Here is a 22,099-nt window from a genome sequence, read left to right as displayed (position 1 = left end):
AAATCATGAGTTCAAGCGCTCCCCAATCCGGCTTCTCGCACGAGAAGATCGAGACCAACAACTTCCTGATGGTGGTGCTGATCCTGCTGGTCGTCGCCATCGGCGGCCTGGTCGAGATCGTGCCGCTGTTCTTCCAGAAGTCCACCACCGAGGCCGTCGCCGGCATGCAGCCGCCGGGTTCGCTGCAGGTGCTGGGCCGCGATGTCTACGTACGCGAGGGCTGCTACAACTGCCATTCGCAGATGATCCGGCCCTTCCGGGCGGAGACCCTGCGCTATGGCCACTACTCCGTGGCGGGCGAGTTCGTCTACGACCACCCCTTCCAGTGGGGCAGCAAGCGCACCGGCCCCGACCTGCAGCGTGTCGGCGGCAAGTACAGCGACGAGTGGCACCGCATCCACCTCGTCAACCCGCGCGACGTGGTGCCCGAGTCGAACATGCCGGCCTACGCCTGGCTCGAGAACGCGCCGCTGGACGGCGCGCAGGCAGCGAGCCACATGCGTGCGCTGCGGCGGGTCGGCGTGCCCTTCACCGACGCACAGATCGCCGCGGCGCCGGCCGAGATCAAGGGCAAGACCGAGATGGATGCGCTGGTGGCTTATCTCCAGTCGCTCGGCCTCGCGCTGAAGTAGGGAGCATGCAGATGGACATCACCACTTTGCGCATCCTGGCCACGCTGGCCTCTTTCGCGACCTTCATCGGCATTCTCGCGTGGGCTTTCTCGCGCCGCCGTGCGAAGGCCTTCGAGGACGCGGGCCGCTTGCCCTTCGAACAGGACTGAGAGATCCCCATGAGCGACTTTTTCAGCGACTTCTGGTCGAACTACGTAGCCCTCGCCACGCTGGGCAGCATCCTGCTGTGCGCCTTGCTGCTGTGGGTGGTGGCCCGCTCGTCGGCGCCGTCCGGTTCGGACAACACGACCGGCCATGTCTGGGACGAGGACCTGCGCGAGGCCAACAACCCGATGCCGCGCTGGTGGATCGGTCTCTTCGTGATCACCATCGTCTTCGGCCTGGCCTACCTGGTCGCCTACCCTGGGCTCGGCAGCTACAAGGGCGAGCTCGCCTGGAGCACCGCCGACGAGTACGCCAAGGACCAGGCCCGGGCCAAGCGCGAGCTGGAGCCGGTGTACGCCGCCTATGCGGCCATGCCGGCCGAGCGCGTGGCCGGCGAACCGGCGGCCATGGCGATCGGCGAGCGCCTGTTCCTCAACAACTGCGCGCAATGTCACGGCTCGGATGCGCGCGGCAGCAAGGGCTTCCCGAACCTGGCCGACAGCGACTGGCTGCACGGCGGCATGCCCGACAAGATCAAGGAATCGATCACGGGTGGACGCACGGGCGTGATGCCGCCGATGGCCGCCGCGGTGGGCACCCCCGAAGATGTGAAGAACGTCGCCAACTACGTGCTGAGCCTGTCGGGCAGCCCCCACGATTCGGTGCGTGCCGGCCTGGGCAAGAGCAAATTCAGCGCCTGCGCGGCCTGCCACGGCATCGGCGGCGTCGGCAACCCCGCGATGGGCGCGCCCAATCTGGCCGACAAGGTCTGGCTGCATGGCTACGGGCAGGAAGCGATCATCTCGATCATCAACACCGGCAGGACCAACCAGATGCCGGCGCAGCAGGGCCGCCTGACCGAGGCGCAGATCCATGTGCTGGCCTCCTACGTCTGGGGCTTGTCGAACAAAGCTGTCGTGACCCCGTAGGCGCACCGTGGAAGACACTGCCTCGGCACCGACCCGCCCGGCGCGCCGGGTGATCCCGATCGCCGCCGCGCCCGAGAGCGGGGGACTCTTCGTCGCGCACAAGAAGGTCTATCCCCGCACGGTGCGTGGCGTCTTCACGCGCTGGCGCTGGACCTTGGTGTTCCTGACGCAGCTGGTGTTCTACGGACTGCCCTGGCTCGAATGGGGACAGCGTCAGGCCGTCCTGTTCGACCTGGGCGCGCGGCGCTTCTACATCCTCGGCCTGGTGCTGTACCCGCAGGACCTGATCTACCTGACCGGGCTGCTGGTGATCTCGGCGCTCTCCCTGTTCCTCTTCACCGCGGTGGCAGGGCGGCTGTGGTGCGGCTATGCCTGTCCCCAGACCGTCTACAGCGAGATCTTCATGTGGGTCGAGCACAAGATCGAAGGCAATCGCATCGCGCGCATGCGCCTGGACGAGGGCGAGTTCTCGCTCGAGAAGCTGGTCAAGAAATGGTTCAAGCACATCGTCTGGCTCGGCATCGCGCTGTGGACCGGCTTTACCTTCGTCGGCTATTTCACGCCGATCCACGAGCTGGGGCTGGCCTTCCTGCAGACGCGCATGGGCTCGTGGGAGGTCTTCTGGGCCTTGTTCTACGGCTTCGCGACCTACGGCAATGCGGGCTTCATGCGCGAGCAGGTCTGCATGTACATGTGCCCCTACGCACGCTTCCAGAGCGCGATGTTCGATCGCGACACCCTGATCGTGAGCTACGACGGCGAGCGCGGCGAGCCGCGCGGCGTGCGTTCCAAGGGCAGCGATGCCCGTGCGCTGGGCATCGGCGACTGCATCGACTGCACCTTGTGCGTGCAGGTCTGCCCGACCGGCATCGATATCCGCAAGGGGCTGCAGTACGAGTGCATCGGCTGCGGGCTCTGCGTCGACGCCTGCGATACGGTGATGGACAGGATGGCGGCTCCGCGCGGCCTCATCCGCTACGCCACGCAGAACGGCATGGCTGGCCACTGGACGCGCAGCCAGGTGCTGCGCCGGGTGCTGCGCCCGCGGGTGCTGATCTACGCCGGGGTGCTGGCGGCATTGACCATCGGCTTGCTCGCAAGCCTGGTCGTCCGGATGCCGCTCAAGGTCGACGTGGTGCGCGACCGGGGCTCGCTGGCGCGCATCGTCGAGGGCGGCCAGCTCGAGAACGTCTACCGGCTGCAAATCATGAACGCGACCGAGCGGCAGCAGCGCTACCGCATCGAGGCGCACGGCCTCGAGGGCCTGGGCGCCTCGCCGGCCGAGCCGGTCGAAGTCGGCCCGGCGCAGTCGCGCTGGGTTGCGGTTCGGCTGCAGCTTCCCTACGGCAGCGCGACTGCCGGCTCCCACGCCGTGCACTTCGACGTGCGCTCGCTGGACGGCAGCGCGCAGGTGTCGGAGAAAGCCACTTTCATGGTGCCCCGTTGAAATCCGAAGGAGACCCGATGGACGATCGCCCGATGACCTTGCCGAAGCGCGAGCCCTGGTGGCGCTTTCCCTTTGTCTGGATGGTCATGGCGGGGCCCGCCGTGGTCGTCGTCGCCAGCTTCGTGACGCTCTGGCTGGCCCTGCGGACGCCGGATCCGGTGGTGGAGGCGGACTACTACCGCCGGGGCATCGAGATCAACAAGGCTCTCGCCGACAAGAAGCTGATGCCGGCCCTGGCCGGCCGCAACCACGCAGCGACACCGGCCGACGACGTGCCGGCCCCCCGGCGCTGACGATCATGAAGATGCAGACCTGGATGTCGATCCTCTGGCCGGCCTTCCTCTTGGCCAGTGCGACCGAGCTGCTGGTGTTCGCGCTGGTCGATCCTGCCGATCTGCATTGGCGCGGAGAGGTGCTCGCCCTGTCGCGCCAGACGGTCTACACGGCCGCCTTCTTCGTCTTCTGGCTGCTGGCGACGGGCGCGAGCGCGCTGACGCTGCTGTTGACGATTCCGGCGAGGGAGATCAACAACCGGGAGGATTGACGATGCGGCGCAGCCCCTCGGGATCGACGATGCGCACCTTGCGCTGATCGATCTCCACGATGCCGTCGCTCATGAACTTCGAGAGCGTGCGGCTCACCGTTTCGAGTGTGAGGCCGAGGTAGCTGCCGATCTCCTCGCGCGTCATCCGAAGGATGAACTCGGATTGCGAGAAGCCTCGCGCATGCAGGCGTTGCACCAGGTTCAGCAGGAAGGCGGCGAGCCGCTCCTCGGCCCGCATGCTGCCCAGCAGCAGCATCACGCCGTGCTCGCGCACGATCTCGCGGCTCATGATCTGGTGGACGTGGCGCTGCAGTGCCGTGACCTCGCGCGACAGCGCCTCCAGGCGCTGGAAGGGCATCACGCAGACCTCGGAATCCTCGATCGCGACCGCATCGCAGGTGTGCTGTTCGTTGACGATGCCGTCCAGGCCGATGATCTCGCCCGCCATCTGGAAGCCCGTGACCTGGTCGCGGCCGTCCTCGCTGGCCACGCGGGTCTTGAAGAAGCCCGAGCGGATCGCGTAGAGCGAGGTGAAGTGCTCGCCGTTGCGAAAGAGGGTTTCGCGGCGCCGCACCTTGCGCCGCGTGGAGACGAGCTCGTCGATGCGCTTGAGCTCATGCGGCTCCAGCCCGGCGGGCATGCAGAGCTCGCGCAGGGTGCAGCTCGAGCAGGCGACCTTGATGTTCTGGATCTTCATGGGAGGCATCGGTGTGTGCGGCCATTCTGAGCCGCAACATGCAAAGGAGGCTTGATGCACATCAAGGGCGGTGGGGCCGCCCGGCGGCATAGTGGCCCACTCTGCTTTCACCCTGCCGCTGCGATGAACTCATCCCTGGCCCTTGCTCCCGACGCGTCGTCCTCGGTCAGGCCGGCGCCGGCCTTGCTGCGGCGCTTCGACCTCTGCGGACCGCGCTACACCTCCTACCCCACGGCGGACCGCTTCGTCGAGGCCTTCACGGCCGACGACTACGTCCGGGCGCTGCGGCAGCGCAGCGAGCTTGGCGCGCACGGGCGGCCGCTGTCGCTCTACGTGCACATCCCGTTCTGCGAGTCGCTGTGTTACTACTGTGCCTGCAACAAGATCGTCACGCGGCACCAGAGCCGCGGGCGGCAGTACCTCGAGTACCTGTCGAAGGAAGTGGCCCTTCAGGTTGCGCACCTCGGCCGAGGCGCCGTGGTCAGCCAGCTGCACCTGGGCGGGGGCACGCCCACCTTCCTGCACGATGCGGGCTTGCGCGAACTGATCTCCGTTCTTGAGGAGGCATTCACCCTGCCGCCGGAGCGCGAGCAGTCGATCGAGATCGATCCGCGCACCGTCGACGGCCATCGCCTTGCGCGGCTGGCGGAGATGGGCTTCGATCGCCTGAGCTTCGGTGTCCAGGACTTCGACCCCGAGGTGCAGAAGGCCGTCCACCGCATCCAGCCGGCAAAGCAGGTGTTCGAGCTCATGGCGAGCGCGCGCGGGCTCGGCTTCGGCTCGATCAACATCGACCTCATCCACGGACTGCCGCGCCAGACCGTCGCGTCCTTCGATCGCACGCTGGCGCAGGTCTGCGAGCTGCGGCCCGACCGCATCGCGCTCTATGCCTACGCGCACCTGCCGGCGCGTTTCAAGGCGCAGCGGCGCATCGCGGCCGAGGAACTGCCCGATGCCGGCTTGCGGATCGAGATGCTGTCGCGCTCGATCGCGGCGCTCTGCGCAGCCGGCTACGTCTATATCGGCATGGACCATTTCGCGTTGCCCGGGGATGCCCTGGCCATCGCCAAGCGGCAGGGCCGCCTGCACCGAAACTTTCAGGGCTACAGCACCCAGCCGGACTGCGACCTGGTGGCGCTGGGGGTGTCGGCCATCGGCGCCGTCGGCGCCACCTACTGCCAGAACGCCAAGACGCTGGAGGAGTACTACGACCACCTGGACCAGGAGCGCCTCCCGGTCGTGCGCGGCCTGGCGCTCACGCGCGACGACGTGCTGCGCCGCGCGGTGATCATGGCGCTGATGTGCCAGGGGCGCGTGGACTTCGAAGCCATGGCGCAAGCGCACCTGGTCGACTTCCGCCGCTACTTCGCGAACGAGCTCGTGGCCCTGGCGCCCTTCGCCGCGCAGGATCTCCTGAAGCTGCGGGATCACGAGATCGAGGTCACCCCGATGGGCTGGTTCTTCGTGCGCGCCATTGCGATGGTCTTCGACCGTTATCTGCAGGCCGACCAGAACCGCGCGCGCTTCTCGCGCATCGTCTGATCATGCAGACGGCGCTCGCGGGTACCGCGCTCCTGATGGGATTGGCCGGGGGACCTCATTGCGTCGCCATGTGCGGCGCCGCCTGCGCCGGCGTGATCCGCATCGTGCGGGCGCCGGAAGGCGGCGGCGTTGCGACGTTGTCGGCTGGCCTGCGGCGCGGCTCCGCATCGTGGATTCTTCACGCGGGTCGCGTCGCCGGGTATGCAGCGGCCGGCGCCGTGGCGGCGGCCGCGGTGGAAAGCCTCGCCTTCGCGAGCCAGCACGTCGCGGCATTGCGCCCGCTGTGGGTCCTGCTGCACGTGTTCGTGCTGGCATGGGCCCTGCTGCTCGCCGCACTGGGACGCCAGCCGCTCTGGGCCCGCCGCATCGGCCGGTCGCTCGCTGCGCGCCTGCGGCCTGCGACGGGCTCGCTGCCCGGCTTGTTCGGCCTCGGCGCGCTGTGGGTGGCCATGCCCTGTGGGCTGCTCTATTCGGCGCTGATGCTGGCCGGCCTGGCGAACGGGCCGGTCCAGGGCGCGCTGGCGATGGCGCTCTTCGCTGCCGGCAGCGGCGTGTCGCTGGTGCTGGCCCCATGGCTGTGGCAGCGCGTGGGCCGGGGCGCGGATGCCGTTCGCCGGGAATGGGGCACCCGGCTCGCCGGCGGGCTGCTCGCGGCGGTGGCGCTGCAAGCGCTATGGACCGACCTGAGCCGCCAGATCCTGATCTGGTGCAGCTAGGACTGCTTCCACTGAACGCAGAATGGGCGAGCGAATTCTGATCATCCAGGGACATCCCGACCGCAACGTTCGCCACGCCGTCAAGGCAAGCCGGGCCGAGCCGAGATCCGGATCGGCACGTAGGCCAACCGACGATCGCGCATCACCAGCAAAGCGACGGTCTGGCCTGCCGGCGCGCGCGAAAGGGCGTGCCGGAACTCGTCCACGTGCTCCAGGCGCTGCTCGTTGATGGCGAAGATCAGATCGCCGGCCCGGATGCCCTCGCTGCGCGCCAGCCCGCCGGATTCGCGCACCAGCAGGCCGCCGTCGACGCCGAGCTGCCGGCGCGATGCAGGCGACAGCTCTCCGAGACTCAGACCGAGACCATCGTTCCATTCGGGTACCGCCGCGGCGGGCGAGGAGGATCGTGCAGCTGGCTGCTCGGACAAGGTGACCCAGATCATGTGCGTCCCGCCGCGGCGCCAGACTGCCAGACGGGTGCGTGTACCGGGCGTCCGCCCCGCAATCCGCTGCAGCAGCTCGGAAAAGTGCGAGAAGGGAACGCCGTCGATGGCCGTCACGATGTCGCCGGCTGCAAGCCCGGCGTGCCGGGCCGGACTGTCCGGCTCCACCTTGACGATCAGCGCGCCGGCGGGCTGCACGAGACCGAACGTTTCCGCCAGCAGGGGCGTCATCTCCTGGAACTCGGCACCCAGGCGCGCTCGGCGCACGGCACCGGTGGCGCGCAACTGCTGCGCGATCTGCATGGCCAGGTTGATCGGCACCGCGAACGACAGCCCCATGTAGCCACCGCTGCCGCTGTAGATCATCGAATTGATCGCGACCACCTCGCCACGGCTGTTGAAGAGCGGGCTGCCCGAGCTGCCAGGATTGATGGCGACGTCCGTCTGGATGAACGGAATCTCGCCGGCGCCGGCGATGAGCCGATCCTTCGCGCTCACCACGCCTGTGGTGACGCTTCCGTGAAAGCCGAAGGGCGCGCCGATCGCCGCCACCCAGTCGCCCGGCGCCAGCTGCGACGAATCGCCGATGACCGCCACCGGCAGGCCTTCGGCGTCAATCTTCAGCAACGCAACGTCGGTCTGGCGGTCACTGCCGACCAGCCGCGCCGTGAATCGGCGTCCGTCATCCAGGCGAACCTGTGCTTCGTCCACATGCGCGACGACGTGCGCGCTGGTGAGGATGAGCCCGTCGCTCGACAGGATGACCCCGGATGCGAGATCCCGGATCTGGCTGATCCGTGCGCTGGCCGGGAGCGGCCAGGCAAGCCGGTCCGCGAAATCGTTCTCCGGCGAGAACTCCAGGTCCATGTCGCCCTCGCTCTCGTCGCGCCCGATACGCAGCGTGCTGATGTCCACCACCGTTGCGCTGCGGCTCGCGACCAGCGTCGAGAAGGCTGCCGCCTGCCGCGTGGAGGATGATTCGCTGCCGGCCGGAGGGACCTGGGCAGGACTGATGCCGCAGCCGTAGAGCAGCCAGGCGCAGGCGAGTGTCGAGAGGAGTTGGCGTGGCTGTCGCACGATTCGGGGCGCGTCAGGCCTGTTCCGGATCGTCACGCACCAGCAAGACAGGTACAGGGCTCTGGCGTACCACCAGATCGGCGTCGCTGCCGAGCGCCAAACGGCTGAAGCCGCGCCGCCCATGCGTGCCCATGACGATCAGGTCGCAGCCCGAGCTGCGCGCCTCGTCGACCACCACGTTTGCGATGCGGCCCTGCGTCACCTCGCGCAGACCGCGTTCGGCTGTCGCACTGCCATCCAGGGGAACCAGAATGTGTTGGTACATGGCTTTTCCTCGTTCGTCGGCCATCTTGAACTTGCCCGCCGTAGGCCTGGATGACGAGCCGACTCATTGTTCGTTGCAGGCGCATCGTGGCGCTTGCGCTGTATCAACATTCACGCACGCACAGTCTCCGGCTTGGCTCGGCCGGTAGTACGGCGCGCCGCTGTTGGCGCGGCGATGACTCGCTGGACCTTGCCGCTGCGGCCGCACAGCGCGGACTCCGCGCTTGCGCAGCGGATGTGAATCCCTCGCGCGCCCTGGCCGCGGAGGAAGACCTCGAGCGCACCTCGGCCGCGCTCCAGCGCGGCAGCGGCGTCCGCACCGCGCATACCGGTGCGCAGCAGGAGCTTGGACGGCCCCTCCTGCACCAGTTGGAAGTCGAACAGGTCCGCTTCGCTCTCGAGGACCGTGCTCAGGGCCAGCGGGAGGAGGGAGATGAGGTGGTTGGGGTCGCGGCCGAACTGGAGGGTCTCGTCGCAGCGGCCCTCGACGTCGATGACAGAAAGATGCGATCCACAGGGACAGGGCTCGGCATGCAGCGTCACCCGGTCCCCCAGGTCATAGCGGATCAGCGGCTGCAGGTGGTTGGCGAGATTGGTGAGCAGCACCGTGGCACCCGCGGTGCCGCACGGGACGGCGCGTCCCTCGTCGTCCACCGATTCCAGGATCGCCCAGTCGCTGTTCAGGTGCAGGTGGCCCAACGGGCACTCGAAGGCCAGCGACAGGAATTCGGAAGCGCCGTAGCTGTTCGCGATCGGGCAGTGGAAGGCTGCCTGCACGAGTCGTCGCATGGCGCCCGAGAGGCCCTCCCCGCCAGTCCAGATTTCCTGCGCCGCGATGTTCAAGCGACCGGCGAGCTGCTCCTGCGCCAGCAAGACCGCTGCGCTCGGGTACGTGGCGATGATGGTGGGGGCGATGCTGTTCAACTCCTCGACCAGTTGCGGCATGGGCTGGAGAAAGGACACATTGTGGAGACGCGGCGCGAGAACGGGATTCAGGCGCTTCAGACGCGCCATCGAAACCGTGCTCGCAAAATGCCCGTTGGTCGCGCCGACGAAGGCGATGCGTTCGCCCAGGCACCACGGGTCCATCCAGCGACGCTGGGGTTGCAGCGGTGGCCTGCGTAGCGCTTCCAGCGCGTCGTAGACGGCCATGGCCTTGCTGTCCTGCACGAAGATGCAAGGTTCGCCGCTGCTGCCGGAGCTCTCCCACACGGTGTATCCGTGCTTGTAGGGACGCCCGATGGATGCCGGATCCGAGATGAAGAGGCGCAGGTCTTCGAGTCGCAGGCCCGGATCGGTGACCCATTCGTCGAAATGCGGCATCAATTCGCTCTTGCGCACGATGGGCAGATCGGCCAGGCAAACGGCACCGGGGCGGCGGCCGGCCAGAAGACGCTCATAGAAGGGCGAGTGGCTTGCGGCGGTCTTGACGAGTTCGGTAAGGCGCCGCGCGCGAAGTGCGGCTACGGCACCGGCATCGGCACGTCCACCAGCGGCGACTTGCGTCGCGACCGCGCCGGCGAGCCAAGGGTCGAAGGACAGCATGGCGGTTGAGCCGGTCGGTGTGGCTTGCCCTTCGAGGCCGGGCCGCATGGCCGCTCCCCGAGAGGCAGCGAACAGCTCAGCGCCGGGTGGCCAGGAAGCCGACGAGCAGGCCCGTGACCGCCACGGCTGCCAGCGCCCCGTATGGATGATGGTGCACGGACTCGTCGGCGGAGCGGATGGCCTCGCGCGCCTTTCGGATCGTCGTGCCCTGCAGCTCGCCGAGCTGTGCACGAACGCGATCGAGGGCGTCGTCCAGCTTGGCGAGCGCTTCGCCGGAGCGCAGGCCTCGCCCGCAATGCGACAGGCTCTGGATCGAGCCAGCGGAGTCTTCCTGGGAGGTGTGGTTCATGGCTTGGCTTTCGTGAGGGATGGGGTGCAGGTCATCGTAGGCGCGCCGTGCATGCAACCGTTGATGCAGATCATGAATGCGCAAAGCCGCCAGCTGCTCTTGGCGGTGTCGATCTCCAACTGACCTCTCACTTGAGTTTGCGCAATGAAGTGCGCGAGCCTTGGCCGCACTATGGCAAGCCGGGTGGAGGCCGGTTCCTGCAGGCACTTGTCAGACAGCCTTGAAAGGCAAATCATGAAGACGGATGCACAACTGAAGAAGGCTGGACGTCAAGCTTGCACCGGGACACAAGCGCAGCGACTCGGAGATCGCAGCAGCCGTGGAGTCGGCGCTCAAGGGTGAGGTCGAGTGGGCGTACCAGCGCAACGCGGCCATGCAGGCCGTTCGTTCGCTGACCAGTGTCCTGGGGCTGTCCAATGACATCACCCTCAAGCCGAACGTGATGTCGGCCAACGTGCTCACCCGCATCCGCGAGGCGCTCGCCTGGCATGCCGAGCAAGAGGCCCAGCGCATCGGGGTCCTCATCACCGGCGCCACGGCCACCTTGCGAGGCACGGTGCAACCCTGACGGAGCGGTAGCGCGTCATTGGCCTCCTGCGTCAACCTCACTGGCGCCGGGCGAGCTCGGAGAACTCGCTGAATGCATCCAATGCCCTTGCGCTGTACATGAGGGAGGGGCCGCCGCCCATGTAGACCGCCACGGCCAGCGCTTCTTCCACCTCGAGTTCCGTGGCGTCCAGACCCACCAGCGCCTTCGCGTGAAAGCCGATGCAGCCGTCGCAATGAGCCGCGACCCCCAGGGCAAGAGCGATGAGCTCCTTCGTCTTTGCCGACAGCGCGCCGCTCGGCATCGTGGCGCGCGCCAGATCGCCGAAGCTCTTCATGACAGCGGGCGTATCCTGGCGCAGTTGGGCCAATCGCGCGGAGATGCCTCGCGTCAGCTGCGTGTAGGACGTCTCGCTCGGGGCGCGAGTGGTGGCTTCTGAATTCATGTGACTCTCCGAATGCTCGTGGAACGATAGAAGGCAAGAGGTACTGGCTGGCTGAGGCAGATCAAGTGCCGGCCACGCTTGTCGTGGTTGCGCGAACTATTCGAAAGGCGAGGCCTTCTTCTCTTCCGCGAGAGGGCCTGGCGCTTCGACGCCCCCTGCCTCCGCATTGGGTGATGCGGTCTCGATCGAGAGGCGCTGCCCCTCGTTCGGCCGCTCGATATCGGTTCGATCCGAACTCCATGCTCCCCGCCGCACGCTGCCGATCGCATCGCTTGCAGCCTCGTCTTGAGGCATCGGCGATCGGCCCCGGCGCTTTTGTGCGCGTGCCGAGGAAGGCCGGGGGGTCGAGCGCTTCTTCATGGCCTCAAGCCTCAAGCCGTCATCCGGACGCGGCTTCAGTCCAGGACCACCAGATCATTCTCGACCGAGGTCACGCCCGGTACCGACCACGCGGCATTCTGGACGGCGTAGGACTCGGCGAACGAATGAACGCTCCCGCGCAACGCGACCTTGGAACCATCGACCGAGATCTGGATGCGGTCGCTCTCGCGCTGCGCCTGTCGGGCCAAAGCCTCCCGAAGCTTCTTCTCGACCTCCGCGGCATGCACCCTTGGGGAGATCTTGACCAGGTTCGACACGCCCGTGACACCCATCAACCGGCGCACCGCGTTCTCCGCGGCGCTGCCCTGGTACTCCCACTCGACCTCGCCGTTCAGCGTCACCCAGCCGGCCTCGACCATCGGCTTGATCTTCCCGTTCGGCACGAGGACGTTCCATTCGAGCGCGTGCTCGACCGCCCGCGCGATGTCAGCATCCGTGCGTTCATCGCCAGCGGGCAGCTTGACAGTGATCTCGACCGCGAGCGCTTTCACGCCCTGGACGCGCTGCGCTGCGCGCTCGGCGGCCAACTTCTCGGCGTGACTGCCGAGGTGGCCTGTCAAGGTGACCACCCCCTCTTTGGCGGTGACGCCGACGGTGCCGGCCTTGATTGCCGGATCCCAGTCCAGTTCGGCCAGGACGTCGGTTCGGAGTTGCGTATCGGATTTCATGACTTTCCTCATTGAGAGATCGGGACTGGCTCACAAAGAGGAGCCGATGCCACTGTAGGAAGAGATCGCCGCAACCGCGTTGCGCTGGATCAAGGGGAAGCACGTGCATGCCATTGGAGGGTCGCCGAAGCCGCGAATTTCTCGATGGCCGCAACCTGTCCATGTTGAGATGCAACACAAGGTTGATCTTGGTCAACCGAGGCGTGCGGGCCGCCTTTCAGTGAAATGAGAGATCGAGTCCTGGCCCAAGCTTGGCCCCAAGGACCGGTCGCCCGGTCTTTGGGGCCGCATGGCAGCTCACTGGATGACGATCTTCGATGAGGCGGCCAGCGCCTTCTTCGGCAGCTCCAGTGTGAGCACGCCGTCAACGTACTTCGCCTCCACCTTCGTGTCGTCCACGTCCTGGCCAAGGCTGAACGTACGCGAAACCGACCCGTAGTAGCGCTCGCTGCGCAGGATCTTGTCGCCGTTGCCCTTGGATTCCTTCTCGCTCTTCGACTCGGCATCGATGCTGACGACATTGCCGTCGATCCTGACGTTGATGTCTTCCTTCTTCACGCCCGGGATGTCGGCCTGCACGGTGAAGGCCTGGTCGTTTTCCTTCACGTCGATGCGCATCTTCAGCGGGGCATGCTCGCCCTCGAAGACGGTGGGGGAGAAGAAGCGGCGCAGCGCGGCTTCAAAGTCGTTGCCGAACACCGGATCCAGCAGTCTCAGGTTGCTCATGATGGTTCCTTGGGTAAGAGTGATTGTGAGAGCGCGGGAATCTGCACCGCGCCCTGTCAATGTAGGTAGCCATGTCGGCAAGCGGCTTGATCTTCCTCAACACCCGTGCGCGCATGCCTTGCGAGCTTTGATGCATATCAAGCCGAAGCGCACTGCAGCTGCCAAGCTCTCGGCGTCAACAAGGAGAAGCCATGCGCATCGAATTCCTCGGCGGTACGGACACGGTCACCGGATCGAAATACCTGCTGGAGCACGACGGGCGCCGGCTGTTGGTCGACTGCGGCTTGTTCCAGGGCCTGAAGCAACTTCGCCTGCGCAACTGGGACGCCTTGCCGGTCGACGCCTCCCAAATCGACGCCGTGCTGCTCACCCACGCGCACATGGATCACAGCGGCTTCGTGCCGCGCCTGGTCAAACTCGGGTTCAAGGGGCCGGTCTACTGCACCCAGGCCATGCGCGAGCTGTGCGAACTCCTGCTGCCGGATTCAGGCCGCCTTCAGGAAGAGGAAGCCGACTTCGCGAACCGGCACGGGCATTCGAAGCACAAGCCCGCGCTGCCGCTGTACACCGAGGATGACGCCCGCGCGGCATTGAAGCGCTTTGAGGCCATCCCTTTCGACCAGGAGCATTTGCCGTGGCCGGGCTGGTCGTGGCGCCAGAAGCGGGCAGGACACATCCTCGGCGCGGCCAGCGTGCGGGTTGCCTGGACGGGCGGCAGCATCCTTTTCTCCGGCGACCTCGGGCGCAGCGACGACTTGATGATGCGGCCACCCGAAGCGTCCGAACCAGCGGACTATGTCGTGGTGGAGTCCACCTACGGCGACCGCCGGCATCGCGACGTCGACACCCTCGTCGCGCTGGCCGAGGTGATCAACCGGACCGCGGCGCGCGGCGGCATCGTCGTCATCCCTTCCTTCGCCGTCGGGCGCGCGCAGACCATCCTGCATTGCATTCAGCTGCTCAAGAACGCGCATCGCATTCCCGACATGCCGGTCTACCTGAACAGCCCGATGGCGGCCGACGTCACGCGCATCTACCGCAGGCACCTCGACGAGCACCAGCTGAGTGCCGAGCAATGCGCCGTCATCGGCAAAGAGGTCACCATTGTCAACACGGTGGCGGATTCGAAGCGGCTCAACGACTTGCGCTTTCCGTCGATCATCGTGTCCGCCAGCGGCATGGCGACCGGCGGCCGCGTGCTGCACCACTTGAAAGCCTATGCGCCGGATGCGAGGAACACGATCCTGTTCGCCGGCTTCCAGGCTGCAGGCACGCGCGGTGCGGCGCTGGTGGGTGGTGCCGAGTCGGTCAAGATCCACGGCGCCTACGTGCCCGTGCGCGCCGAGGTGGCCAACCTCGACACCTTGTCGGCACATGCCGACCGCGAACAGCTGCTGGCCTGGATCGGTGCCTTACGCGCGCCGCGGCGGGTCTTCGTCACGCATGGCGAACCGGTGGCGGCCGATGCGCTGCGACTGGCGATCGAGGAGCGCCATGGCTGGCAGACGACGGTTCCGATCTACCGGGAATCCCTGGAGCTTTGACGGACGGCTCGTCCGTGACGACCCATCGCCTGCTTGCTCGCCGTGCCAGCATCGACACCTATCAGCAAGCCGTGGTCTATCTGCGCAGCGACTGCCACGTCTGCCAGGCCGAGGGATTTCAGTCGCAGGCGCAGGTCGAGGTGATCGCCGGCGGCCGCCACCTGCTGGCGATCCTTCATCACGTGGGCAGCGACTGGCTGCGGCACAACGAGATCGCCCTGTCGGAAGCCGCCTGGGCCCTGTTGGGCGCGGCGAGCGGCGACGAGGTGGAGGTGCGCCATCCGCCGGTACTGGATTCGCTTGCGCACCTGCGGGCCAAGGTTCATGGCGGCAGGCTCGACTATGCGGCGTTGCGAGCACTGACGGAGGACGTGAGCCATGGTCGCCTCTCCGACATCCACCTGGCATCCTTCGTGACCGTCTGTGCCGGCGGCGGCCTCGACTTCAACGAGACGATGGCGCTGACCCGAGCCATGGTCGACGTCGGCGAGCGCATCGATTGGGGCGTATCGCCCGTGATGGACAAGCATTGCATCGGTGGACTGCCCGGGAACCGAACCACGTTGCTGGTGGTGCCCATCGTTGCCGCATGCGGCGTGCTGATGCCCAAGACCTCCTCGCGCGCGATCACATCGGCGGCTGGAACCGCCGACGCGATGGAGACACTCGCACCGGTCGAACTGGACGTGGCCGCCATGCGCCGCGTCGTCGAGCGTGAAGGTGCTTGCATCGCGTGGGGCGGTGCCGCACGCATCAGTCCGGCCGACGACATGCTGATACGCGTGGAACGCCCGCTGAACCTCGACAGCGAAGGCTTGCTGGTGGCATCGATCCTGTCGAAGAAGATCGCGATGGGCTCGCAGCGCGTGTTGATCGACCTTCCGGTTGGCCCCGTGACCAAGGTGCGCAGCTTGGCGGCCGCCGAGCAGCTCTCGCGCAGCCTGGTGTCCGTCGGGGCGGCGCTCGGTCTTCAGGTGCGCACCCAGATGACCGACGGCACTCAGCCGGTCGGCCGCGGCATCGGTCCGGCCCTGGAGGCGATGGACGTGATGGCTGTGCTCGAGCGCCGCGCCGATGCGCCGTCCGACCTGCGCGAGCGTGCGTTGCTGATCGCGGGAGGCATTCTGGAAATGGCAGGCCGCAGTGAGTCGGGCGCCGGGCAGGTGCTGGCTCGCGAGGTGCTGGCCGATGGGCGCGCGCTGGCCAAGTTCATTGCGATCTGCGAAGCGCAGGGCGGCTTGCGCGTGCCGCCCAGAGCTGCCCATACACACACGGTATCCGCGCCGGTGAGCGGCATCGTTTCGACAATCGACACGCGGCTGGTGACGCGCGCTGCGAAGCTCGCCGGTGCACCGCGTGACCCGGCAGCGGGTGCGACGATGCACGCGCGTCTGCACGACCGCGTCGAACTCGGGCAGCCCTTGTTTACACTGCACGCCGAGAGCCTGGGGGCCCTCCGGTACGCCCTGAGCTTCGTGCGTTCACAGTTGCCGGTGGTCCAGGTCGACGCGCAGCCGTGATCCTTGTCTCGACGCCAAGCTGGAGTCGGGCTTTCGAGGGCGCGTTGCTCGTCAAGAGCACGCTCTAAGCCACTTGTGGAGAGAGACAGGATCTTCGTGCGGCAGCATGAGCTTCCTCGGCTCCCAGCAAGGCTACGCCAAAGGTCCTCAGCCGGCCGGAACACGTGCCGTCCTCGACCTCACGTGCAGTGAAGTCTGCACTGATGATGGGCTCCTCGCCGATGAGATCGGCGATTTCGGCAACGACGTCGAATTCGCCGCGGCCGCCGGCGACCGAGATCACCGCAACGGCGGGCAGGTGGTCCTGCCGTCTCGCCACGAAACTGCGCATCGGGCCTGCCAATCGACCGAGCCAGACCGGTGACACTAGGACGACCGCATCGAAGTTTCTGGGAAACGGCCCGTCGTATCGGATCGCGGGGCGCCGTCGCAAGAGCGAATCCAACACGCATCGGCAGGTGCCCGACGCGCCGCGACGCGGCTGTTCTTCGGCGATCTCGGCCATCTGCCATCCTCGCTGAGCGCAAAGCTGCTCGGCAAGACGGCGCGAAATGCCGGTGTACGAGTAGACGACAACCAGGACCCTGCTCATAGAACTCCTCCGGCGGTACGGTGTGTACGGAAGAATGGGGCTTGCGCTCGATCAAATGCTCGCGGGGAACCCGAAATGCTGGCGAGTTGCCCTGGCGCAAGTGCGCCAGAGTCAGAATCGCGTGGGGTCGCCGCTGAATCGGCTCTGTGCGAGGTGCCGTTTCGCTGGTGCACCTACGGGATTCACCGTGCCACTGCTTCTAGCGGCCACCGGGAGAAGCGTGTCATCGGCGGTGCCAACGACGCTCGCCCCATCGGTCAGTCGCGCGTGAGCCATAGGATCAAGACCTTGAACCCGAGCCACAGCAAGGCGGCTCCAAGAAGTGCCAGCGATGCGATGACTATCCAGAGTTTCTGCATGACGCGCTCAAGCCTTCTTCTGACACGTGCTGATCCCGAAGAGCCTGTAGGCCGGGCATGCGCCGAACACGCCAGTCAGCAATGGGACGATCCCAATGTAGCCCCAGGCGTCGACCACACCAGCCAGGGCCAGCGCGACGAACGTCGCGCCTGCGGCCACTCGGATCATCCTGTCGATGGTTCCCACATTGCGCACCATGATCAGCTCCTTGGGGCGTTGAACACACACTCATGATGTCACCCGCAAAGCGACACGCTATTGCGGCGGATCAAACTTCGGCTCGATGGGAGCGATCTGCCGGGTTGCGTACCAAGCTTGATGCAGGTCAACCGTCGCCCGGCCGAAATGCCTACCATCATCCTGGCCACGCAGGAGAAACCAGATGGAACGCAAAGTGATTCTTCGGGAAGTCGTGCTGATGCGGGGCGCCTGCCCCTCACCGTCCACGCGCGAACAAACCGGGATGATCGTGGGCGATATCACGGGTCGAGAGAGAGCGATGGAAGCCGGTGAGTGCAAGGCTGAAGCGGGGCGGAGTTGACCATGAACTTGTCTCTGGCCTGCTGCAGATTCGCGACGGTGCTCGCGGTGCTGGCATCGTCTTCTCCGGTCCTGGCCCAGTCGCGCGGCTCCTTGCTGTACCAAACGCACTGCATCGCTTGCCACACCGAGCAGGTTCACTGGCGCCAGAGACGACTCGCCACGGATTGGACCAGCCTCAGGGCCCAGGTCTGGCGCTGGCAGGCGGATGCGGCGCTCGGTTGGGGCGACGATGATGTGGCGGAAGTCGCGAGGTATCTCAACGAGGAGTTCTATCGCTTTCCTGGTGAAGCTGCGCCGGCAGGCCGGGGCGGATATGCATTTCGCCGGGAAGGCCCAAGCGAACGGTGGGTGCCTGTGGGCGAAAGCCTGCAGCCGCCAGCGCGCAGCGCAGGCGGGAGCTTTCTGCCCTGATGTGGGTGCGCCTTCGATGGCTAGGCCGGATGCGGGCCAGGGCCGCCGTTGGCTGACTCACGTGGGCGGGTTCCTCCGGCTGCGGCCTGGATGCGGTCTCCGGCGCCCGCACGAGCAGAACCGGGGAACCGGTGCATTCCGCAGGATGTGCTCCGCGCTACTGCCCATGACAACGCGTCCTACGCCGCGGCGGCCGTGCGTTCCGAGGACGATCAGATCCGCGGGCCACTTGGCGGCTTCGGCGGTGACCAGTTCGTGAACTTGTCCGGAACGCCTGTCGTACAGGACCGTGTCGGCTTCGACCCCGGCCGCCTTCGCGAGAGCCTTGGCTTGTGCGAGGACCCGCTCGCCGTCTTCGCGCAGCACACTCAGCCAGTCGCCCGCGTGGCCGGCATAAGCGTCCATGGCAAGAGCGAACGAGAGCTCGTCGATCACGTGGATGACCCGCAGTCGACCCTGCAACAGTTTCGCCAGGCGGATAGCCTCGTCCAGCCCGCGTCGCGCCGTCGAACTGCCGTCGGCGGGCACAAGAATTCTTTGGTACATGACAGCATCCCTTCAATCTCAGATTGAGAAACTGTCAGTATCGGAACGCTGGCGCGCCGTGCCTTGATGTGGCGCAAGGCAGGTTGGAGGCGTTGCGCAGAACATCATGGCGCATGGTTCGAGGTGAAGTTCGCCCAAGGAAATGCTGACAACTCTCTATGGCCGACCTCATGTTGCCATTTACCCGCGCCCAGTTCTTTGCTCTCTTTGGCGCGTACAACGATGCCGTTTGGCCGATTCAGATCCTTGGCTACCTGTTCGGCATGGTCATGGTTGCCATGGTCGTTCGACCGTCAAGCGCAGGCAACCGCTTCATTGGACTGGGCCTGGCGCTGATGTGGACCTGGACCGGAATCGCGTATCACGGGCTATTCTTCTCGACCATCAACAAGGCGGCATTGCTTTTCGGTGTCCTGTTCATCGTGCAGGGCGGGTTGCTGTTCTACATGGCCGTCTTGCGAGGCCGCATGGACTTCGGCACCAGCGGCAGGGCGGCCGCATGGTTGGGATGGGCGTTTGTCATCTATGCAGTGGTTCTCTATCCGCTGCTGGGGATGTGGACCGGCCATCGCTATCCCGAGATGCCGATGTTCGGCATCACGCCCTGCCCGGTCACGATCTTCACGTTCGGCTTGCTGTCGCTCACGACGACCCCCGTGTCGCGCTGGCTGCTCATCATCCCGCTCTTCTGGTCGCTGCTCGGCGGCAGCGCCGCCGCCTTGCTTGGCGTGACGCAGGACTGGCTCCTGCTCCTGAGCGGAATTGCTGTCCCGCTCATTGTCCTGCGCGATCGATACCCCCCTCCCGCCTCGACGGCGGCCGGACGCTCCGCATGATCACCGGGGTCGACATCTCTGGTTGGGGCCAGGTTGCACGGAAGACGGCTTTGCTCGCCCGGCCGGCGCATCGCGCGTTGATCTGCCGCAAGTCAGCACCACGGCCAAGAGAGGAGTATCAGCTTTGCTTACAGCTCGCGAGGCGCAGATGAAATCTCAATCGACCGGCCGGCATGCCGGCAAGGACCTTTCCGTTCTCGACGCCTGGTGGCGAGCAGCGAACTATCTCTCTGTCGGGCAGATCTACCTCATGGACAACCCGCTGCTTCGCGAGCCGCTGGTTCTGGAGCACATCAAGCCGCGCCTGCTCGGCCACTGGGGTACGACGCCGGGCCTGAACTTCATCTATGCGCATATGAACCGCGCCATCAGGGCGAGAGATCTGCAGGCCATCTTCATCGCCGGCCCCGGCCATGGCGGTCCAGGTATCGTGGCGAACGCGTGGCTCGAAGGCACCTACAGCGAGGTCTACCCGAACGTGGGGCAGGACGCCGAAGGAATCAAGCGCCTCTTCAAGCAGTTCTCCTTTCCCGGGGGCATATCGAGTCACGTGGGTGCCGAGACCCCCGGCTCGATCCACGAGGGTGGGGAACTCGGCTACTCGTTGCTGCACGCCTACGGCGCCGTCTTCGACAACCCGGACCTGCTGGCCTGTTGCGTGGTCGGCGACGGTGAAGCGGAAACCGCAGCGCTGGCGGCCAGCTGGCATTCGAACAAGTTCCTGAATCCCGCATCTGACGGCGCGGTCTTGCCGATCCTGCATCTCAACGGCTACAAGATCGCAGGCCCCACAGTACTCGCGCGGATCAGCGACGAGGAGTTGACCCAGCTGATGCGCGGCTATGGCTACGAGCCGCATTTTGTTTCGGGGCACGAGCCCGAGGCCATGCACCGGATGATGGCCACCGCACTTGACACGTCGCTGGATGTGATCAGCGCCATCCAGACGGAGGCTCGCGTGGACGGCTTCAGCCGGCGCCGACGCTGGCCGATGATCATCCTGCGCTCCCCCAAAGGCTGGACCGGTCCCAGGATCGTGGACGGAGTGCCGATCGAGGGCACCCAGCGGGCGCACCAGGTGCCTTTGACCGGCTTCCTGGACAGTCCTGCGCACGTTGGGCTGCTCGAGGATTGGTTGCGCAGCTACCGGCCGGAGCAGCTCTTTGACGAGGACGGCGCCTTGCGCGCGGACATCGCCGATCTCGCCCCCCTGGGGGAGCGACGCATGAGCGCCAATCCGCACGCCAACGGTGGCCTGCTTCTCAGGGACCTCCGGATGCCGGAGTTTCGCGACTATGCGGTCGCCGTCTCCACGCCGGGCGCGGTGAAAGCGGAAGCCACGCGCGTGGCCGGCGAGTTCCTGCGTGACGTGATGCGGCTCAATGCCCGCAACTTTCGCATGGTGGCCCCCGACGAAACCACCTCGAATCGCCTGGGCGCGGTGTTCGAGGTCAGCAAGCGGACCTCGACCGCCGAGATTCTCCCCGGCGACGACCATGTCGCGGCGGACGGCCGCGTGATGGAAGTCCTGAGCGAACACCTGTGCCAGGGCTGGCTCGAAGGCCATCTGCTTTCGGGGCGGCACGGCTTCTTCTCATGCTACGAAGCCTTCATCCACATCATCGACTCAATGTTCAACCAGCACGCGAAGTGGCTCAAGGTGTCCAGCCGGATTCCGTGGCACCGACCGATCGCGTCATTGAACTATCTGCTGACCAGCCACGTCTGGCGACAGGATCACAACGGCTTCAGCCATCAGGATCCGGGCTTCATCGATCACGTCGCCAGCAAGACGGGCCAGGTGGTGCGTGTCTACCTGCCGCCCGACGCGAACACATTGCTTTCCGTGGTCGATCACTGCTTGCGCAGTCGCAGTTATGTGAACGTGATCGTGGCCGGCAAGCAAGCGGAGCACCAGTGGCTGGACATGGAGTCCGCCGTGCGGCACTGCAGCGTCGGCGTGGGCATCTGGACCTGGGCCAGCAACGACGAGGGCGCAGCACCCGACGTGGTCATGGCTTGCGCCGGGGAGGTGCCGACGCTCGAAACGCTCGCTGCGGTCGATCTGCTGCGGCGCCAGGTACCGGACCTCAAGGTCCGCGTGGTCAATGTGGTCGACCTGATGAGCTTGCAGTCCCCGTCGGAACACTCGCACGGGCTGGCGGATGCGGAGTTCGATTCGATTTTTACCGCAGATAGGCCGGTGATTTTTGCGTTCCACGGATACCCTTCGTTGATTCACCGGCTGACATACAAACGCACCAACCATGGCAACTTTCATGTGCACGGGTATCGAGAAGAGGGCACGACCACGACGCCGTTCGACATGACCGTGCTGAATCGGCTGGACCGCTTCCATCTCGCGGCCGCTGCCATCGACCGCGTGCCGCGTATCCGTGAAGCCGCCGGCCACGTCGAACAGCACCTGCGCGACCAGCTGTTGGCGCATCGGGCATGGATCAGGTCGCGCGGCGAGGATATGCCCGAGATCCTGAACTGGCGCTGGGAAAGCCGGAGCGACCGTTGAATGCAGGGTGCATATGACCGTCTTGTTCGAGGGCTTCCTCCAAGAGCCGCGCATCGCATACTTTTCGATGGAGATCGCACTTCACGAAGAGACCGACCAGCCACCGGATGATGCGCCGCTATGC

26 protein-coding genes are annotated in these 22,099 nt (G+C 66.1%); 15 read left to right on the top strand and 11 right to left on the bottom strand.

All coding sequences use genetic code 11. The features are described from left to right. Positions 1-5: 5 nt before the first annotated feature. From ccoO to GXN78_RS37565, 6 genes are read left to right on the top strand one after another with little or no spacing between them, the layout of a single operon-like run. Positions 6-632, top strand: a complete 627-nt coding sequence (gene ccoO, locus GXN78_RS37590; protein WP_106555355.1) for a cytochrome-c oxidase, cbb3-type subunit II — start codon at positions 6-8, stop codon at positions 630-632. 11 nt (positions 633-643) lie between these two features. Then, the gene (locus GXN78_RS37585; RefSeq protein WP_106555474.1) at positions 644-781 is read left to right on the top strand and encodes a cbb3-type cytochrome c oxidase subunit 3; all 138 of its coding nucleotides are present in this window, start codon (positions 644-646) and stop codon (positions 779-781) included. A 9-nt stretch (positions 782-790) separates the two neighbouring features. Beyond that, entirely contained in the window at positions 791-1,705 is a 915-nt protein-coding gene (gene ccoP, locus GXN78_RS37580) for a cytochrome-c oxidase, cbb3-type subunit III (RefSeq protein WP_106555354.1), read from the top strand. A gap of 49 nt (positions 1,706-1,754) precedes the next feature. Further along, positions 1,755-3,152 carry a cytochrome c oxidase accessory protein CcoG gene (gene ccoG / locus GXN78_RS37575; protein ID WP_239143148.1) on the top strand — a complete coding sequence of 466 codons (1,398 nt, stop codon included), beginning with the start codon at positions 1,755-1,757 and terminating at the stop codon, positions 3,150-3,152. Positions 3,153-3,169: 17 nt separating this feature from the next. Next, a complete protein-coding gene (locus tag GXN78_RS37570; protein WP_181360498.1) occupies positions 3,170-3,445 on the top strand; it encodes a FixH family protein in 276 nt (91 codons plus the stop codon). Positions 3,446-3,450: 5 nt separating this feature from the next. After that, positions 3,451-3,696 carry a hypothetical protein gene (locus GXN78_RS37565; protein WP_106555352.1) on the top strand — a complete coding sequence of 82 codons (246 nt, stop codon included), beginning with the start codon at positions 3,451-3,453 and terminating at the stop codon, positions 3,694-3,696. Here the strand turns inward: GXN78_RS37565 and fnr are convergent. Continuing rightward, positions 3,677-4,393, bottom strand: coding sequence for a fumarate/nitrate reduction transcriptional regulator Fnr (gene fnr / locus GXN78_RS37560; RefSeq protein ID WP_106555351.1), 717 nt, complete (start codon positions 4,391-4,393; stop codon positions 3,677-3,679). The two genes, GXN78_RS37565 and fnr, sit on opposite strands and share 20 nt — an antisense overlap. A 123-nt stretch (positions 4,394-4,516) precedes the next feature. On the opposite strand from fnr, the gene hemN reads away from it, so the two are divergent. Both hemN and GXN78_RS37550 read left to right on the top strand, forming a co-directional pair. Then, positions 4,517-5,935, top strand: a complete 1,419-nt coding sequence (gene hemN, locus GXN78_RS37555) for an oxygen-independent coproporphyrinogen III oxidase (protein WP_106555350.1) — start codon at positions 4,517-4,519, stop codon at positions 5,933-5,935. Positions 5,936-5,937: 2 nt separating this feature from the next. Next, positions 5,938-6,651 (top strand): sulfite exporter TauE/SafE family protein, encoded by a 714-nt coding sequence (locus GXN78_RS37550; protein ID WP_106555349.1) that lies wholly within the window; start codon positions 5,938-5,940, stop codon positions 6,649-6,651. Between the two features lie 80 nt (positions 6,652-6,731). Here the strand turns inward: GXN78_RS37550 and GXN78_RS37545 are convergent, their stop codons facing one another. The 4 genes from GXN78_RS37545 to GXN78_RS37530 form a co-directional block, all read right to left on the bottom strand. Continuing rightward, entirely contained in the window at positions 6,732-8,171 is a 1,440-nt protein-coding gene (locus GXN78_RS37545; RefSeq protein WP_239143140.1) for a trypsin-like peptidase domain-containing protein, read from the bottom strand. Positions 8,172-8,184: 13 nt separating this feature from the next. Then, positions 8,185-8,460: a universal stress protein gene (locus GXN78_RS37540; RefSeq protein ID WP_239143139.1), complete on the bottom strand. Its 276-nt coding sequence runs from the start codon at positions 8,458-8,460 to the stop codon at positions 8,185-8,187. 86 nt (positions 8,461-8,546) lie between these two features. Further along, a complete protein-coding gene (locus tag GXN78_RS37535; protein WP_106555347.1) occupies positions 8,547-10,028 on the bottom strand; it encodes a phenylacetate--CoA ligase family protein in 1,482 nt (493 codons plus the stop codon). Between the two features lie 28 nt (positions 10,029-10,056). Then, a complete protein-coding gene (locus GXN78_RS37530; RefSeq protein ID WP_106555346.1) occupies positions 10,057-10,329 on the bottom strand; it encodes a DUF883 family protein in 273 nt (90 codons plus the stop codon). 319 nt (positions 10,330-10,648) lie between these two features. Here GXN78_RS37530 and GXN78_RS37525 point away from each other — a divergent pair, with 319 nt between their 5' ends. Next, entirely contained in the window at positions 10,649-10,897 is a 249-nt protein-coding gene (locus GXN78_RS37525; protein ID WP_106555345.1) for a BON domain-containing protein, read from the top strand. Between the two features lie 37 nt (positions 10,898-10,934). On the opposite strand, the gene GXN78_RS37520 is transcribed toward GXN78_RS37525, so the two are convergent. The 3 genes from GXN78_RS37520 to GXN78_RS37510 all read right to left on the bottom strand — a co-directional run bounded on the left by GXN78_RS37520 (position 10,935) and on the right by GXN78_RS37510 (position 13,096). Further along, positions 10,935-11,321 carry a carboxymuconolactone decarboxylase family protein gene (locus GXN78_RS37520; protein ID WP_106555344.1) on the bottom strand — a complete coding sequence of 129 codons (387 nt, stop codon included), beginning with the start codon at positions 11,319-11,321 and terminating at the stop codon, positions 10,935-10,937. Between the two features lie 395 nt (positions 11,322-11,716). After that, positions 11,717-12,370: a BON domain-containing protein gene (locus tag GXN78_RS37515; protein ID WP_106555343.1), complete on the bottom strand. Its 654-nt coding sequence runs from the start codon at positions 12,368-12,370 to the stop codon at positions 11,717-11,719. Between the two features lie 297 nt (positions 12,371-12,667). Beyond that, positions 12,668-13,096, bottom strand: a complete 429-nt coding sequence (locus GXN78_RS37510) for an Hsp20/alpha crystallin family protein (protein WP_106555342.1) — start codon at positions 13,094-13,096, stop codon at positions 12,668-12,670. Positions 13,097-13,287: 191 nt separating this feature from the next. Between GXN78_RS37510 and GXN78_RS37505 the strand changes: the two genes are divergently transcribed. After that, positions 13,288-14,640, top strand: coding sequence for an MBL fold metallo-hydrolase (locus GXN78_RS37505; protein ID WP_106555341.1), 1,353 nt, complete (start codon positions 13,288-13,290; stop codon positions 14,638-14,640). A 14-nt stretch (positions 14,641-14,654) separates the two neighbouring features. Next, on the top strand, positions 14,655-16,160 hold the full coding sequence (locus GXN78_RS37500; protein ID WP_106555471.1) for a thymidine phosphorylase family protein: 1,506 nt from the start codon (positions 14,655-14,657) through the stop codon (positions 16,158-16,160). A 64-nt stretch (positions 16,161-16,224) separates the two neighbouring features. On the opposite strand, the gene GXN78_RS37495 is transcribed toward GXN78_RS37500, so the two are convergent. Continuing rightward, the gene (locus GXN78_RS37495) at positions 16,225-16,665 is read right to left on the bottom strand and encodes a flavodoxin (RefSeq protein ID WP_239143138.1); all 441 of its coding nucleotides are present in this window, start codon (positions 16,663-16,665) and stop codon (positions 16,225-16,227) included. A gap of 453 nt (positions 16,666-17,118) precedes the next feature. Then, complete coding sequence (locus GXN78_RS37490; protein ID WP_106555339.1) at positions 17,119-17,310, bottom strand: DUF2892 domain-containing protein; 192 nt, start codon at positions 17,308-17,310, stop codon at positions 17,119-17,121. Between the two features lie 184 nt (positions 17,311-17,494). On the opposite strand from GXN78_RS37490, the gene GXN78_RS37485 reads away from it, so the two are divergent. Further along, on the top strand, positions 17,495-17,653 hold the full coding sequence (locus GXN78_RS37485) for a hypothetical protein (protein WP_164256283.1): 159 nt from the start codon (positions 17,495-17,497) through the stop codon (positions 17,651-17,653). Beyond that, positions 17,650-18,066, top strand: coding sequence for a cytochrome C (locus GXN78_RS41740; RefSeq protein WP_239143165.1), 417 nt, complete (start codon positions 17,650-17,652; stop codon positions 18,064-18,066). The genes GXN78_RS37485 and GXN78_RS41740 overlap by 4 nt, the downstream gene beginning before the upstream one ends. A 57-nt stretch (positions 18,067-18,123) precedes the next feature. Here the strand turns inward: GXN78_RS41740 and GXN78_RS37475 are convergent, their stop codons facing one another. Continuing rightward, a complete protein-coding gene (locus tag GXN78_RS37475; RefSeq protein WP_308812393.1) occupies positions 18,124-18,612 on the bottom strand; it encodes a universal stress protein in 489 nt (162 codons plus the stop codon). Between the two features lie 158 nt (positions 18,613-18,770). On the opposite strand from GXN78_RS37475, the gene GXN78_RS37470 reads away from it, so the two are divergent. Together GXN78_RS37470 and GXN78_RS37465 are read left to right on the top strand one after the other, a co-directional pair. Next, positions 18,771-19,448 (top strand): DUF6064 family protein, encoded by a 678-nt coding sequence (locus GXN78_RS37470; RefSeq protein ID WP_239143137.1) that lies wholly within the window; start codon positions 18,771-18,773, stop codon positions 19,446-19,448. Positions 19,449-19,596: 148 nt separating this feature from the next. Next, on the top strand, positions 19,597-21,975 hold the full coding sequence (locus GXN78_RS37465; RefSeq protein WP_106555338.1) for a phosphoketolase family protein: 2,379 nt from the start codon (positions 19,597-19,599) through the stop codon (positions 21,973-21,975). Positions 21,976-22,099 lie beyond the last annotated feature (124 nt).

It is taken from the genome of Variovorax sp. WS11, assembly GCF_010499245.1.
GTDB lineage: Bacteria > Pseudomonadota > Gammaproteobacteria > Burkholderiales > Burkholderiaceae_C > Variovorax.
The sequence above is the reverse complement of the archived record's forward strand: the minus strand, read 5'-3'. Positions and strand labels throughout refer to the sequence as shown.